The sequence below is a fragment of the Pontibacillus sp. HN14 genome (assembly GCF_021129245.1).
GTDB lineage: Bacteria > Bacillota > Bacilli > Bacillales > BH030062 > Pontibacillus.
In genome coordinates, this window is sequence record NZ_JAJOLR010000012.1 from 24,007 (window position 1) to 37,858 (window position 13,852).

General features: G+C 40.9%; 11 protein-coding genes and 2 tRNA genes. 11 read left to right on the forward strand and 2 right to left on the reverse strand.

What is annotated here, in order from left to right:
* Positions 1–30: 30 nt before the first annotated feature.
* The 10 genes from mfd (at position 31) to ytvA (ending at position 10,647) form a co-directional block, all read left to right on the forward strand.
* Entirely contained in the window at positions 31–3,558 is a 3,528-nt protein-coding gene (gene mfd, locus LQ226_RS20445) for a transcription-repair coupling factor (RefSeq protein ID WP_231419880.1), read from the forward strand.
* 211 nt (positions 3,559–3,769) lie between these two features.
* Positions 3,770–4,306, forward strand: coding sequence for a stage V sporulation protein T (gene spoVT / locus LQ226_RS20450; protein ID WP_036787266.1), 537 nt, complete (start codon positions 3,770–3,772; stop codon positions 4,304–4,306).
* Positions 4,307–4,397: 91 nt separating this feature from the next.
* Positions 4,398–5,993, forward strand: coding sequence for a putative polysaccharide biosynthesis protein (locus tag LQ226_RS20455; RefSeq protein WP_231419881.1), 1,596 nt, complete (start codon positions 4,398–4,400; stop codon positions 5,991–5,993).
* Positions 5,993–7,462, forward strand: a complete 1,470-nt coding sequence (yabN, locus tag LQ226_RS20460; protein WP_231419882.1) for a bifunctional methyltransferase/pyrophosphohydrolase YabN — start codon at positions 5,993–5,995, stop codon at positions 7,460–7,462. The genes LQ226_RS20455 and yabN overlap by 1 nt, the downstream gene beginning before the upstream one ends.
* A gap of 3 nt (positions 7,463–7,465) precedes the next feature.
* Positions 7,466–7,720 carry an RNA-binding S4 domain-containing protein gene (locus tag LQ226_RS20465; RefSeq protein ID WP_231419883.1) on the forward strand — a complete coding sequence of 85 codons (255 nt, stop codon included), beginning with the start codon at positions 7,466–7,468 and terminating at the stop codon, positions 7,718–7,720.
* A 221-nt stretch (positions 7,721–7,941) separates the two neighbouring features.
* Positions 7,942–8,184, forward strand: a complete 243-nt coding sequence (gene yabP, locus LQ226_RS20470; RefSeq protein WP_229721317.1) for a sporulation protein YabP — start codon at positions 7,942–7,944, stop codon at positions 8,182–8,184.
* Positions 8,181–8,780 (forward strand): spore cortex biosynthesis protein YabQ, encoded by a 600-nt coding sequence (gene yabQ / locus LQ226_RS20475; protein ID WP_231419884.1) that lies wholly within the window; start codon positions 8,181–8,183, stop codon positions 8,778–8,780. Before yabP ends, yabQ begins: the two co-directional genes overlap by 4 nt.
* Positions 8,781–8,789: 9 nt before the next feature.
* On the forward strand, positions 8,790–9,170 hold the full coding sequence (locus LQ226_RS20480; RefSeq protein ID WP_231419885.1) for an FtsB family cell division protein: 381 nt from the start codon (positions 8,790–8,792) through the stop codon (positions 9,168–9,170).
* Positions 9,171–9,244: 74 nt separating this feature from the next.
* Positions 9,245–9,679, forward strand: a complete 435-nt coding sequence (locus LQ226_RS20485; RefSeq protein ID WP_231419886.1) for a S1 domain-containing RNA-binding protein — start codon at positions 9,245–9,247, stop codon at positions 9,677–9,679.
* A 179-nt stretch (positions 9,680–9,858) separates the two neighbouring features.
* Positions 9,859–10,647: a YtvA family blue-light photoreceptor gene (ytvA, locus tag LQ226_RS20490; protein WP_231419887.1), complete on the forward strand. Its 789-nt coding sequence runs from the start codon at positions 9,859–9,861 to the stop codon at positions 10,645–10,647.
* A gap of 143 nt (positions 10,648–10,790) precedes the next feature.
* Here the strand turns inward: ytvA and LQ226_RS20495 are convergent.
* Both LQ226_RS20495 and LQ226_RS20500 read right to left on the reverse strand, forming a co-directional pair.
* A tRNA-Glu gene (locus tag LQ226_RS20495) sits at positions 10,791–10,862 on the reverse strand.
* A gap of 25 nt (positions 10,863–10,887) precedes the next feature.
* A tRNA-Met gene (locus LQ226_RS20500) sits at positions 10,888–10,964 on the reverse strand.
* 326 nt (positions 10,965–11,290) lie between these two features.
* On the opposite strand from LQ226_RS20500, the gene spoIIE reads away from it, so the two are divergent.
* Positions 11,291–13,741, forward strand: coding sequence for a stage II sporulation protein E (gene spoIIE / locus LQ226_RS20505; protein ID WP_231419888.1), 2,451 nt, complete (start codon positions 11,291–11,293; stop codon positions 13,739–13,741).
* The last annotated feature ends 111 nt before the right edge of the window (positions 13,742–13,852 follow it).

Below are 13,852 nucleotides of genomic sequence, written 5' to 3' on the forward strand. Positions count from 1 at the left end.
TGGAGTGTGGGGATTAAGGGGGGGAACAGATTGCAAGGACTCAAGCAATTTCTAACACAACAAGATGATATCCACTCCATTATTTCAGGATTTTCATCAGGCATGAAAGAACAGTTTGTATCAGGGCTTTCAGGTTCTTCGCGTGGGGTCTTAATATCCTTACTTGAAGAATCTGCGAAGCGCCCTGTTTTAGTAGTGACCCATCAGCTTATGCAAGCTCAACAACTCTATGAAGATTTGCTTGGGCTCACAGAGCCTGAGGAAGTTCATTTATATCCAGTCAATGAATTAATTGCTTCGGAGATTGCGGTAGCAAGCCCTGAGTTAAGAAGTGAGCGGATTGAAGCTTTAAATCATTGGTCTGAGAGGAAATCGGGTATTTTAATTGCTCCGGTTGCCGCTCTTAAACGTATTTTGCCACCGACCTCCTACTGGGAGAACTATCAGCTTCCCTTTGAAGTGGGTGGGGTCATTCAATTAGAAGATTACATGAAACAACTAGTCGATATGGGCTATGAACGTGCTGATATGGTATCTGCTCCTGGAGAATTCAGCATGCGCGGTGGGATTATGGATATCTATCCACTAACACAACCCAACCCTTTGCGCATCGAGTTCTTTGACGATGAAGTGGATTCAATTCGTTATTTCGATTCAGAAAGTCAACGTTCACTGGAGAAAGTAAATCGGGTCACAATTGGACCTGCTAGTGAGTTGCTTTTAACCGATGAAGATTTAGCAAGGGCCGCTCAAAAGCTTAGCGAGTCTTTTGCAGACACGCTGAAGAATCTTAAATCACCAGAGTTAAAGGAAACGCTATCTGAGAATATCGAACGTGATATTGAACGATTAAAGCAGCAGGAACGTTTTCAGGAAATGTATAAATATATTTCTTTATACTATGAAGAATCGGCTAGTTTGCTAGATTATCTACCAGACAATGGGTTAATGGTCTTTGATGAAATGAGTCGAATTCAAGAAACCGCTACACGCTTAGATGAAGAAGAAGCCGAATGGTATAGTAGTTTGTTGGAATCAGGGCAAATGGTAAGGGATTTATCAATCTCCTACAATTGGTCTGATGTTTGGCATTCCATTCACCACCCTCGTCTTTATATGTCAGTATTCCTGCGCCATATTCCAAATACCCAACCAGAGAATATCGTAAATATCTCGTGTAGGGCCATGCAACAATTCCATGGGCAAATGAATTTGCTACAAACGGAAATGGATCGTTGGCAAAAGGGAGATTATTCCGTTCTAATCGTAGCACCAAACGAATCTCGCGCAGAGAAAATCCAGGCTGTACTCGAAGACTATGATATGGAAGCGGTCGTTTCTGAAAGAAGGCCTGCCTTCCCACTGACTAATCCAACGATTATGGTAGGTCACCTGACCACAGGTTTTGAGTTACCTATGCATAAAGTAGCCGTGTTAACAGAGAATGAGTTATTTAAAAAGAGGTCAACACGTCCAAAGAGAAAGAAGAAGATTTCGAATGCTGAGCGGATAAAAAGTTATCAGGAATTGAAGGTCGGAGATTACGTTGTTCACGCTCATCACGGAATCGGAAAATACTTAGGAATTGAAACGCTTGAATTAAACGGGCTACATAAAGACTATATGCTCGTTAAGTACTCAGGTGATGATAAGCTATACGTTCCGATTGACCAAATTGATTTGGTCCAAAAGTATGTTGGATCTGAAAGCAAAGAACCTAAGCTTTACAAGCTCGGCGGAAGTGAATGGAAGAAAGTCAAAAGCCGCGTTCAATCATCTGTCGAGGATATTGCAGATGACTTAATTAAGCTTTATGCAGAACGAGAGGCGACAAAGGGGTACGCCTTTGCTGAGGATACTGAAATGCAAAGGGAGTTTGAAGCTGCATTCCCTTACCAGGAGACAGAAGACCAAATTCGCTGTATTGAGGAGATCAAAACGGATATGGAGAAAGTACGTCCGATGGATCGCCTTCTATGTGGTGATGTAGGGTATGGAAAGACAGAGGTCGCCATTCGCGCAGCCTTTAAGGCGATTGCAGATGGAAAGCAAGTTGTTATTCTGGTGCCGACAACCATATTAGCTCAGCAGCACTATGAAACCATCCGTGAGCGTTTTCAGGATTTCCCTATTGAAATTGGTTTGCTAAGCCGCTTCCGAACACGAAAGCAACAGAAAGAAACGACGGAGGGCTTAGAAAAGGGGACGGTTGATCTTGTCGTTGGGACTCATCGTATCCTATCTAAAGACATTAAGGTAAAAGATCTAGGTCTTCTTATAGTCGATGAAGAACAACGCTTTGGAGTTAAGCACAAAGAAAAGATTAAGCAGATGAAAACAAATGTCGATGTCCTGACGCTTACAGCAACACCAATCCCAAGAACGCTTCATATGTCGATGCTAGGCGTACGAGATCTATCCGTTATCGAAACACCTCCTGAGAACAGGTTTCCTATTCAGACATACGTACTCGAATATAACCACGTGTTTATTCGCGAGGCCATTGAACGAGAATTGGCCCGTGGTGGACAAGTCTTCTTCTTGTATAACCGTGTGGAGAATATTGAACGTATGGCGGAGGAAATATCAGCACTCGTGGACGAAGCACGTGTTTCTTATGCGCATGGCCAAATGAATGAGTCTGAGCTTGAAAATGTGATGTTTAGTTTCCTTGAAGGGGAGTCTGACGTTCTTGTATCTACCACCATTATTGAAACAGGGGTGGATATACCGAATGTAAACACACTTATCGTGTATGATGCTGATCGCATGGGATTGAGTCAGCTTTATCAGTTAAGAGGACGTGTAGGGCGCTCTAATCGCGTAGCCTATGCTTATTTCACTTATCAAAAAGATAAAGTCCTATCTGAAGTAGCAGAGAAACGGTTACAAGCTATCAAGGAATTCACAGAGCTGGGTTCAGGCTTTAAGATTGCCATGCGTGATCTATCGATACGAGGAGCAGGGAACCTTCTTGGTTCTCAACAACATGGTTTTATAGATTCCGTTGGTTTCGACATGTACTCTCAAATGCTAAATGATGCCATCGAAGCCAAGCAAAAAGGAAAAGAAGTCGAAGAGACGAAACCGTTTGAACCAGAACTTACTCTAAGCCTGGATGCTTATATCCCGGATTCTTATATTGCGGATGAGAAACAGAAGATTGATATGTACAAGCGATTCCAGTCCATTGAATCTCAGGAAGATCTTCATGATCTGCGAGAAGAGATGATCGATCGATTCAGTGATTATCCTGAACAGGTAGAGAATCTGTATCAAGTAGCGGTGCTGAAACTTGCTGCCAAGAAGGAGCGCGTGGAATCCATTAGTGAGAAGAAACAAAAGATTGAGTTGCTGATGGAAGCCGATGCTAGCCAGCAAATTGATGGAGCGAAGTTATTTGAGATCGCTAACCAATATGGGCGTATGATTCAATTAGGGACAGAAGGCCAGCAATTGAAAGTCGTCTTTAAATGGGATCGAAACACCGCCCATCATCGTTATAAAACGATTGAGGAGTTCTTGCAGCAATTGCCTGAAGCCAAACATTCTGCATAGAGCAAATGTTAAGCAATATCCCTAATTTTATTGTACAAAATGAGCCTCACTTTGAAGAATTTGATGTTTTCTCCTACAAATATGAAGGAATAATGTATAGTTCTCACTTTGAGAAAAATACTATACCCATCAAATGGTGATTTTGTTCTTTACAGAAGCGATCATACATCACCAAGAGAATAATCATCAGATGAAAGTGAGGCTTCATGGAATGAAAGCAACTGGTATCGTAAGACGTATTGATGATTTAGGTCGGGTTGTTATCCCGAAAGAAATTCGAAGAACCCTTCGTATTCGAGAAGGGGATCCTCTAGAAATCTTTGTAGACCGAGAAGGTGAAGTTATATTAAAGAAATATTCACCGATTAGTGAACTAGGAGATTTCGCAAAGGAATATGCAGATGCACTATTTGACTCACTTGGTCATCCTGTCCTTATTTGTGATCGTGACGAATTCATAGCTGTTTCAGGTGGGTCGAGAAAAGAATACTTGAATAAAAGTATTGGCCAAAAAGTCGAACAAGCTATTCAGGATCGTGTGGTCTTAACAGAATCCAATGAGTCCACAATTGAAATTGCAGATGGCATTGACGAAACCATTTCTTCGTATGTTATTGGACCGATTATCTCAGGTGGAGATCCAATTGGTTGTGTGATGATCCTGTCGAAAGAAGGCGAAGCGTTAACGAACGTTGAGCAAAAAGCGGTCGAAACAGCAGCGAGCTTCTTAGCTAAACAAATGGAATAGAAAGAAAGAGAGGAGCCTCATTTGCGTAGGCTCCTCTTTTCATACATACTAGAATAAGTAAGAATGGAAAGGTTTAGAAAGGGATACATACATGGCAATACATACGAAACAACAACGCCTGTTGAGAGGGGCTTTGCTACTTACGTTAGCTGGTTTAGTCGGGAAGGTATTAAGCGCAGGTTATCGAATCCCCCTTCAAAATATTGCAGGTGATGTAGGCTTTTATATTTACCAGCAGGTTTATCCGATATTAGGGATGGCCTCTATGATTTCGATATATGGGTTTCCTATGGCCATTTCGTCTCTTGTGGCCAAAGCAAGAGCAGAGAAAAGATCGTTATCGCTTTCCCGCTTTTACGTACCTGTCTTTGGAGTGATGGTTACCATTAGCATCGTGTTGTTTTGCTTGATTTACTTCGGATCTCCTGTCATTGCCTCTGTAATGGGGGATTCGAATTTACGCGAGCCCCTTGAGGTAACTTCGACGGTATTTTTACTCCTTCCTTTTACCTCAATTGGAAGAGGGGCCTTTCAGGGGATAGATGATATGACGCCCACAGCGGTTTCTCAGATGACGGAGCAGGTGGTAAGAGTTAGCGTCATTATATTGGCCACCTTATACTTTGTAGGGGAAGGCTATAACTATTATTATGTAGGTTCAGGTGCGGCATTCGGTTCGATTGCAGGAGGGCTTGGAGCTTGTTTTGTGCTTTCTCTTTTTATCGTGAAACGTCGGTCGTCTCTTCTGTTTCATTCCTCGAATGCTTTTTCCATGATGGAGATTGCGAGGACTATGGTTCTCACAGGATTATTTTTATGTGTAAATTACATGATGCTCTTACTTATGCAGTTTGCGGATGCCTTTACAATGGTTTCTCCTTTAAAGGAATATGGCCTATCGTTAGAAGGAGCTCAGAAAATGAAGGGGATATTCGATCGTGGCTATCCCCTCCTTCAATTAGGGACTGTTCTTGCCTCTTCTTTGGCTCTTGCTATAGTTCCGTCTGTGACCAAGAAGCGACTCGAGAATAAAGCGAAGGATGTAGAGGAGAATGTGGGGCAAGCCATGAAGCTTTCATTGCTGATTTCAGTGGCTGCTTCTGTTGGACTCTTTATGTTGTTACCTGAAGTGAACGTTCTTCTCTTTACTAGTAATGAGGGAACCACTGCGCTAAGGATATTGGCCATTGTGATTGTCTTCGCTTCTCTTACGTTGACTCTGTCTTCTTTACTCCAAGGGTTTGGTATAGTATTTTTGCCAGCTTTGACCGTAGGGGGTGGCATTGTGGTAAAGGGAGTCTTAAACAGCCTCCTTATTCCATTCTACAGCATCACAGGAGCTGCCATCGCTACTCTGTTGAGTGTTCTTATCATCCTTCTTAGCAATATAGTGATATTCAGAAAACGAGTCCCTGTGTCCTTGAAAGCAAGTATTCCTTGGAGAGCTACGATCATCTCTTTAGGTATAATGGTTATGGTTGTATTCCTCACTGGTGAAGCTTATAAAGGTCTTGTAGAAATGAACGATCGTCAGGATTATATAGGATACTGCCTTCTCACAATTGGAGCCGGAGGCGTGAGTTATATGATTTCATTACTTAAGACTGGTGCTTTTACGGAAGATGAAGTGAAGGAATTTCCTATGTCTTCAAAAATAAAAAGATTAACGAAAAGGAGGTCATCTTAATGACACATCATATTGATATAGTCGGTTTAGGGGCGGCAGATCTAAACCAGTTGCCCTTAGGTGTCTATCGTTTCTTGTTAAAGAGTGAAGGGGCTCGCTATGCCCGTACGCTAGATCATCCTGTTATTCAAGAACTAGAAGCGGAAGGGATCACATTTCAATCATTTGATCACATTTATGAGGAACAACAACAATTTGGTGAAGTGTATGAAAGAATAGCGAAAGAGATCCTATCTAAAGCGCAACAACAAGACGTTGTGTATGTGGTGCCAGGCCACCCTATGCTTGCAGAGAAAACAGTCCAGCTCTTGTTAGAAGCGGAAAGGAATCATACAGTCTCTGTTTCAATTAAAGGGGGACAGAGTTATTTAGATGATCTTTTCACAAGTTTAAAAATTGATCCAATAGAAGGATTTCAGTTTATCGATGCTACAGGCTTTTCTCGTAATAGCATAGAGCACAGACAACATACAGTATTCTGTCAGGTATACGACAACATGATTGCATCAGATGTAAAGGTTGCCTTATTAGAGGATTTGTCGCCTGAGTTCCCGGTTTATATCGTAGATGCAGCCGGAAGTGAGCATGAACGTATAATAGAAGTACCTTTAGTTGAGCTTGATCGCAACGTTGAACTGAGTAATCTCACAAGTGTATATGTCCCACCTGTGAAAGAAGAGCAGCTTCCTCATAAATTCTTTCGTGTTCGTGAAGTTATCGCTGCATTACGTGCGCCGGGCGGTTGTCCGTGGGATCGTAAACAAACCCATGAGAGTTTGCGCCCCTATTTAATTGAGGAATCTTATGAGTTAATACAAGCTATTGATGATCAAGATGATGAGGGGATTGTGGAAGAACTCGGGGACGTGCTTCTACAAGTGCTATTACATAGTCAGATTGGTGAAGATGAAGGATTTTTCACAGTGGATGACGTAATTCTATCATTAACGGAGAAAATGATTCGCCGTCATCCTCATGTATTCGGAGACCGCCAAGCTGATGATGTAGAACAAGTCATGAAGAATTGGGATGAAATTAAAAAGGATGAAAAAGGGGAAGAGCGTCCATCTGTGTTAGATGGAATAGTAGAAGCCTTGCCTGGCTTAATGAGAGCTCAAGAACTGCAGAAGAAGGCGAAGAAAGTAGGATTTGACTGGGATGATCCGCAGCCAATGTGGGATAAGGTGTTAGAAGAAATGGATGAGTTTAAAGAGAGCTTGCATTCTGAAGGATTTTCCGCTCAAGAACTAGAATATGGAGACGTGTTGTTTGCGTTTGTGAATCTTGCTCGTTACTATAAAATAAATCCAGAACTCGCAATTCAACGAACAAATGACAAATTCGAAAGACGTTTCAAAGAGATGGAATCCGTAATCACATCTGAGAATCAGCAAATGGAAACGATGACGTTAGAGCAATTAGATCGATATTGGATACAAGCTAAAAACAGGGAGAAAGGGGAACAATAAACGATGAGACTAGATAAATTTCTAAAAATATCTCGTTTGATTAAACGTCGTACTTTGGCGAAAGAAGTGGCAGATCAAGGGCGAATTCAATTAAACGGGAATACAGCAAAGGCATCTACTGATGTATCTATAGGTGATGAGCTTTCCATTCGTTTTGGACAGAAGCAATTAACATTAGAGGTGACGTCTCTACGGGAAAATGTGAAAAAAGATGAGGCATCCTCTCTCTATAAAATTATAAGTGAGCAAGAGGTTTAGACAGACCGAACAAAAGCATTGAGCACGGATCTCCCTTTCCTGAGATCCGTGCTCATTTTTGTGTCTATTTAAGGATAAGGTCATCATCTTTTTTAAAGGGATTGTACATAAATGAATCCCCTCTTTCATAGATTGGTATCGATAAGGGGAGGGGTGGATATATGGAGTATTATGATAAAGAAGTACAAGGGTCCAGAGGGCAAGGGGATCATCACGTAAAGATGAATAATAGACGCAATCTGGAAATCACGGGAGTAAAAGAAGTCGATAGCTTTGATGCTGAAGAATTTTTGTTGCAGACCAATATGGGGTATTTAGTGGTTCGGGGCCAGAATCTACAGATGAAGAACTTAGATGTAGAGCAAGGGATCGTCTCTATTAAGGGAAAGGTGTATGAGCTCTCCTATTTGGATGAACAGCAACAGGAGAAAGCTAAAGGATTCTTTAGCAAAATGTTCAAATGAGTTTAGATACTCAATTTATTACAATGCTCATCATGTTTAGTAGTGGCGTCTACTTGGGTATGGTTATGGATACATTTAAAAGATTCGAACCCTTGTGGAAGCCGAACGTCGTCATGAGGTATTCGTTTGAAATTTTATTCTGGATTCTTCAAGGTTTGGTCTTGTTTTATTTTCTATTTTTAGCGAACCAAGGGGAATTACGTCTATATATTGTGCTGGCTGTGGTGTGCGGTTATGCTGCATACCAGGCCTTATTTAGGACAACCTATAAAAAAGTATTAGAGAGGTTAATCAAGATTGTTGCAGGGCTGATTCGTTTCCTCACGCGTCTTGTGACCGTTTTTATTGTTCGTCCTATCCGTTTTCTAATATTCACGATTGTGAAGCTAATTCTCCTTCTATGGACAACCTCGCTAGCCATTCTTTTCTTTTTACTAAAAATTATACTATATCCATTTCAGCTAATCGGGCGCATAACGTGGAAGCTTGTGCCGAAAAATGCGAAAAAATACTTACTAGACGTAGCAGGGTTTTATAGTAAAATAAAGAATATAATACTAAAATGGCGGGAATTTATCCAGCAAAAAAGGAGGTAGCACATCGTCGTGCAGAATCAACGTGACTCAGTGGCAAAGATTGATTCGGGATATGTAAAGCAGTATGATGCGCACGTAGAGCGTCAAAACAAGAAAAAGAAGCGGCTGATTCGCCGATTAGCCTTGTTTGTGATCGCCACCCTTCTGTTATTTGGTGGATTACTGACTTACCATATTCAACAACGAAGTCTTTATGCTGATAAACAGGCTAAATATGAAGAATTACAAGAAGAGATGAACCTATTAGAGAAGCAGGAAAAAGATTTTAAAGAAGAAATAAAGCTTTTAAATGATGAAGAGTACGTTTTACAAATCGCAAGAACGAACTATTTCTTCTCAAAAGAAGGCGAAATTATCTTTAAAATCCCTGATAATGGTCCCTCTTATTGACACTCTTTTTAAAGCTTATATATAATATATAAGAATGATACTTTTTGAAATTCATAAGGAGGAGCAATTTTTTTATGTCAATTGAAGTAGGCAGCAAGTTGCAGGGCAAGGTAACAGGTATCACTAATTTTGGAGCATTCGTTGAACTACCTAATGGTTCAACAGGCTTGGTTCATATTAGTGAGGTTGCTGATAATTATGTAAAAGACATTAATGATCACTTAAGTGAAGGCGACCAGGTAGAAGTGAAAGTGATTAATGTAGAAAAAGACGGTAAGATTGGCTTGTCTATTAAGAAAGCGAAGGACAACTACAAAGGTGACCGCGAACGTCGCAGTAATAACCATAATAAAGGCGGCGGAAAAGGCAAAGGAAACAAAGGCAACCAGCGCCCTGAGAATTTTGATTCGTTAATGAATCGTTTCCTTAAAGATAGTGATGAAAAACTCGCATCTTTAAAAAAGCACACGGAATCGAAACGTGGAGGTCGAGGTGCTAAACGAGGCTAACTTGCTGTCTATGAGCAACCATTATGAATTGAATGTTCTTATATAAAAAAGTGACCAGCTTTATTAAAAGCTGGTCACTTTTTGTATTCAATGAGGAAGGGGCGAAGAGCTTTGTTTGGTTCCTTTTATAAAGGTTTGATAATATGAATATATAGATGATTGAGGAGGAGGCCTTAGTCGTGAAGGAATGGATGGAAGAACATATAGTAAAGAGGTTGTTAGAAGATGCGATCAATCACACTCGAGTAGGTGTTACGATAACAGATCCAGACCAATCGGATAACCCGATTATTTATGCTAATAAAGGTTTTGAATCTATTACAGGATATCGCAATGATGAAATCATAGGGCGTAACTGTAGGTTTCTTCAAGGCGAACAGACAGATCAGGCAAGGATAGCTCAGTTAAAGCATGCCATTGCCAATAAAGAATCCGTTTCTATAACGCTCAAGAATTATAAGAAAGATGGAGAAACCTTCTGGAATGAACTACATATTGATCCAGTTTACGTAGAAGAAGAGAGTAAACATTTTTTTATTGGGATCCAACGAGATGTAACGGACAAGAAAAGGGCAGAAGAGGACTTAACAAAATCCTTAAACGAGATAACAGCTCTCTCTACACCGATTGTTCCTTTAACAGATGAGATCTCGGTTTTACCTTTGATCGGCAATATGGACGGGGAACGGCTTGCTATCATATCTGACAATATTGCAGAGAAGATGGCCTCTCTAAAACACCGTAAGTTGATTGTAGAATTATCAGGGTTAATCGATTTTGACGAAGAAGTTATTCACGGAATTTATAGATTGCATCATTTATTGCAACTTCTAGGTACGGAATTAATGATTGCTGGAATATCCGCTGACTTTGCAAGTAAAGCAGCTAGAATGGGGATCCTTGTAGATGATATTAAATCCTATGCCACGGTCAAGGATGCTTTAAGGAATTTACAAACCTCTCTATAACTTGAGGTTGAAATCATGAGGAATAGAAATGCTACACATATAAAAAAGCTGCTTCTTAATAAGAAGCAGCTTTTCCTTCATCCTATTTCACATAAATGTAAAAAAATCCACACCGGTGTGTGGTAGGACAAGAATTCGGATGATGACCCGTACGGGACTCGAACCCGTGTTACCGCCGTGAAAGGGCGGTGTCTTAACCGCTTGACCAACGGGCCGTTGAATAGTATCTAGTAAAATAAATGGTAGCGGCGGAGGGGATCGAACCCCCGACCTCACGGGTATGAACCGTACGCTCTCGCCAGCTGAGCTACACCGCCATAATCTTACTGTGTAATAGTATACTTTTTGTTTCTTCGGTGTGTTTCCCCCGAAGTCACAAGCATTATATTACATGACCAACGCCAAAGTGTCAACGGATTTTATAAATGTCATTATTTTTTGAATATTTAGCGCTTAATTCTGAAGTAAGATATGGGATTCCGACAGAGATAAAGGAGGGAGAGAAGGAAAGTTTCAAACAATTTGGCGAAAGACCATTCACCGTATAGAAAGCCGTCGAAACTTTTTTACATTCCGTTCTGTTGTTTTGACAAAATAAGCCTGTCCTATGTGATTAAATAAGTCACTAAGGGGGAGTGTTCAAATGGAGATCTTAACTAAACGAGGAGTTAAGGAAATGAGCGGGGTGGGTTTAGCTACTCTAGAAAATTGGAAGCGAAGGATGGGGGAGCAGGCGAAAGCCTTTATGATTGAAAAAGGGTGGCTTTTGTGGATTGTTGGCTTCCTGTTAGGAAGAGCGATTGTTCTATCATCAGTATCGCCTTTTGCCCTTTCTTTTCTCGCTTCTGTTTGGCTTATGAGAAAAGATAAGTCATTGAAGGTTATGTCCGCTGTTCTTATTGGTTCATTAACCTATAACTGGCAACATAGTCTCTATGTATTTGCGGCTATGATGAGTTTCTTCTTATTAGCCTTTGTACTTCAGCGCATGAAAAAACAGCAAGAAATCTTGCCTTTTGTGGTATTTCTCGCAAGTTTCATTCCAAGAGCCGTGGCTTATACTGTCGTTCAGCCTGCTGAAGCATATGATTGGATGCTTGCCGTTGTAGAAGCAAGCTTGAGCGCGATCCTTGTACTTATCTTTATGCAGAGTATTCCATTGTTATCACCAAAACGTTATAAACAATCACTCAAAAATGAAGAGATTGTTTGTATGATTATCTTATTAGCTTCCGTCCTAACAGGTACGATTGGATGGCAAATTTATAATATATCGCTTGAACAAACGTTATCGAGGTATCTTGTCCTATGGCTTGCTTACATTGGTGGGGCGGCTATTGGTTCAACCGTCGGAGTGGTGACGGGGTTAATATTAAGTCTGGCTAACGTGGCAAGCTTATATCAAATGAGTTTATTAGCCTTCTCTGGGTTACTGGGTGGTTTATTAAAAGAAGGAAAGAAGATTGGGGTGGGGGTTGGCCTCTTCGTTGGTACGATGCTAATCGGTATTTACGGGGAAGGACTGGGTTCATTGGCTCCGTCCATGTTAGAGTCTTCCGTGGCTGTTTTGCTCTTCTTTGTCACGCCAGAAAAGTGGATTCGTAATTTGGCCAGGTATATACCTGGGACCAATGAACATTCCCAGGAGCAAGAGCAATACTTACAAAAAATCCGCAATGTAACAGCCAACCGAGTTGAGCAATTCTCAAGTGTCTTTCAGGCGCTCTCTAAGAGTTTTGCGCAAGTACAGCATCATATGGATGAGGAACAAGAGAGTAAAGAAACCGATTATTTCCTGAGCAATGTTACGGAGAAGACGTGCCAATCGTGTTTCAAGAAGGATAAATGCTGGGCTCAGCAGTTTGATGAGACCTACGGATATATGAAAGAAATGATGAATGAATTGGATGCAGGAACCTTCCAGCATAAACGAAAACTGCAATCAGACTTTGAAAAGCACTGCGTTAAATCAAAGAAGGTTATTGAAACGATGAATCATGAACTATCATTTTTCCAAGCCAATCAGCGATTGAAAAAGCAAGTATTAGAGAGCAGACGTTTCGTAGCGGACCAACTGAACGGTGTTTCAGAAGTTATGGGGGACTTCGCGAAAGAGATCTTAAAAGAGCGGGAAAATCATGAATTACAAGAAGAAGAAATAATACAAGCATTAAAAAGTATGGGGTTTGAGATTGAACAACTTGAGATCTATAGCTTAGAAACGGGGAATATTGATATCGATATGACGCTTTCTTTCTATGATTATAAAGGGGAGGGTGCGAAGATTATAGCTCCTGTTTTGTCTGAGATCTTAAATGAAACGGTAATGGTGAAGCATGAGGAGATCTCACCATTCCCTAATGGATATGGGTCATTTTCATTTGGTTCCACGAAGAAATTCGTAATCGATACAGGGGTGGCTCATGCTGCCAAAGATGGTGGATTAGTTTCAGGCGATAGTTATTCTACAATGGAGCTTGGAGCAGGTAAATACGCTGTTGCGATTAGTGATGGGATGGGCAATGGGGAAAGAGCTCATGTGGAGAGCATGGAGACGCTACGCTTACTTCAACAAATCTTACAGTCAGGCATCGAAGAAAAGGTAGCGATTAAATCTATTAATTCTATTCTTTCTCTAAGAACCACCGATGAAATATTCTCAACACTTGATTTAGCGGTTATTGACTTGCAGGATGCAGCCGTGAAGTTCTTAAAAATCGGATCTACTCCAAGCTTCATTAAGAGGGGAGATCAACTAAGCAAAATTGAGGCGAGTAACTTACCTATTGGCATCATACAGGAATTCGATGTTGAGGTTGTTAGTGATCAGTTAAAACCTGGCGATCTTCTTATCATGATGAGTGATGGAATCTTTGAGGGGCCAAAGCATGTAGAGAATATTGACATGTGGTTAAAGCGTAAAATTAGAGATATGGAAACAGAAGATCCTCAAGATGTTGCTGACCTATTACTTGAAGAAGTGGTCAGGACACGGGCTGGGGCAATTGAGGATGACATGACCGTTGTGGTGGCAAAAATCAATCATAATGTTCCCCAGTGGGCGAACATCCCTATACTTGGACGGGCACAATAAAGAGAAAAGGGTACCTTTTGGGCGGAGGTGCTCTTTTTTATTTTGGGAGACTCTGCTTTTGTAAGTTACTAGTATAAATGCAATGAATCTAGTCGAAGATGATAGTAATTT

What these genes read in the sequence shown, in the direction of transcription:
- spoVT (WP_036787266.1), top strand. Translation starts at nt 3,770, where the DNA reads ATGAAAGCAACTGGTATCGTAAGACGTATTGATGATTTAGGTCGGGTT.
- LQ226_RS20455 (WP_231419881.1), top strand. Translation starts at nt 4,398, where the DNA reads ATGGCAATACATACGAAACAACAACGCCTGTTGAGAGGGGCTTTGCTA.
- yabN (WP_231419882.1), top strand. Translation starts at nt 5,993, where the DNA reads ATGACACATCATATTGATATAGTCGGTTTAGGGGCGGCAGATCTAAAC.
- LQ226_RS20465 (WP_231419883.1), top strand. Translation starts at nt 7,466, where the DNA reads ATGAGACTAGATAAATTTCTAAAAATATCTCGTTTGATTAAACGTCGT.
- yabP (WP_229721317.1), top strand. Translation starts at nt 7,942, where the DNA reads ATGAATAATAGACGCAATCTGGAAATCACGGGAGTAAAAGAAGTCGAT.
- yabQ (WP_231419884.1), top strand. Translation starts at nt 8,181, where the DNA reads ATGAGTTTAGATACTCAATTTATTACAATGCTCATCATGTTTAGTAGT.
- LQ226_RS20485 (WP_231419886.1), top strand. Translation starts at nt 9,245, where the DNA reads ATGTCAATTGAAGTAGGCAGCAAGTTGCAGGGCAAGGTAACAGGTATC.
- spoIIE (WP_231419888.1), top strand. Translation starts at nt 11,291, where the DNA reads ATGGAGATCTTAACTAAACGAGGAGTTAAGGAAATGAGCGGGGTGGGT.